The sequence below is a fragment of the Pseudomonas sp. S9 genome, assembly GCF_000222125.1.
In the GTDB taxonomy this organism is placed as follows: domain Bacteria; phylum Pseudomonadota; class Gammaproteobacteria; order Pseudomonadales; family Pseudomonadaceae; genus Aquipseudomonas; species Aquipseudomonas segetis.
In genome coordinates, this window is record NZ_AFFX01000025.1 from 1 (window position 1) to 1,259 (window position 1,259).

The 1,259-nt window shown below is 57.2% G+C and carries 1 protein-coding gene and 1 pseudogene; both read right to left on the reverse strand.

The window, feature by feature from the left end:
- Positions 1 to 42 precede the first annotated feature (42 nt).
- The gene (gene tal, locus PSES9_RS0122825; RefSeq protein ID WP_010490966.1) at positions 43 to 963 is read right to left on the reverse strand and encodes a transaldolase; all 921 of its coding nucleotides are present in this window, start codon (positions 961 to 963) and stop codon (positions 43 to 45) included.
- Between the two features lie 54 nt (positions 964 to 1,017).
- Positions 1,018 to 1,259 (reverse strand): annotated as a pseudogene (locus PSES9_RS24220) (tRNA-dihydrouridine synthase); the annotation flags it as partial.

The following is a 1,259-nucleotide window of genomic DNA, read 5'->3' on the forward strand; positions in this document are numbered from 1 at the left end:
GGACAAGCTTCGCGTTGTCACACCCTACGAAGTGGTCCTCGGCTAGCTGCTCAGCAACTGCTCGAGTTTTTGCTGGTCTTTGGCAAACTGGCGAATGCCTTCGGCGAGCTTTTCAGTGGCCATTGGGTCTTCGTTCATTGCCCAGCGAAACTGCGCTTGCGTCAGTGTTTGCTTGGCCTCGCCAGTCGCGCCGGTATTGAGCTTGCGCTCGAGATTGCCTTGATCATCCGCAAGCTGTTGTAGCAAGTCCGGACTGATGGTCAAGCGGTCGCAGCCAGCCAGCTGTTCGATCTGGCCCAGGTTGCGGAAGCTGGCACCCATGACCACGGTGTCATAGCCATTGGCTTTGTAGTAGTTGTAGATGCGTGTTACCGATTGCACGCCAGGGTCAGCCATGCCGACAAAATCGCAGCCTTCAGCTTTTTTGTACCAGTCGTAAATGCGGCCCACGAACGGCGAGATCAAAAACACACCGGCATCGGCACAAGCCTGAGCCTGGGCGAAGGAGAAGAGCAATGTCAGGTTGGTTTGCACACCCGCTTTCTCGAGCTGTTCGGCAGCCTGGATACCCTCCCAGGTGGATGCGATCTTGATCAGGATACGCTCGCGTCCAACGCCTGCTTGCTCGTACAGCTCTACCAGGCGCTCGGCGCGGCGCAATGTTGCATCGGTATCGAAGGACAGGCGCGCATCGACTTCGGTCGAAATACGTCCGGGAATGATTTTCAGGATTTCCTGGCCAACGGCAACCCCGAAGCGGTCGCAGGCAAGGTTCAAGTCGCCATTACAGCCATCGACCGAGCTTTTCAGCAGCTCAGCGTAGCGTGGCATGGCGGCGGCCTTGAGCAGCAGCGAAGGGTTGGTGGTGGCATCGACCGGCTTTAGGCGGGCAATGGCATCTAAATCGCCAGTATCAGCGACAACGGTAGTGAACTGTTTAAGTTGATCCAGCTTGTTAGTCATGACTAAACCTTGTCGTTGCGGATCCCCTGACATTACCCGAGGGCGAATCGGGGCTCAATGTCCTTCGAGCAATTGAGCGGCCTGGTCGAAGAGTTCCAGCGGGTCATTGGCCTTGTGAATATCCACCGAGAGCAACTGGCGGAAGCGTCTGGCACCCTTGAAACCCTGGGCCAGGCCCAGCATATGGCGGGTGACGTGGTGCATGGCTGCGCGCTCTTCCTGCAGATGACGGGCAATGTAATCGCGCATGCTGAGCATGGCTTCAAAGCGGCTCATCACAGGTGCATCGCTGGCAA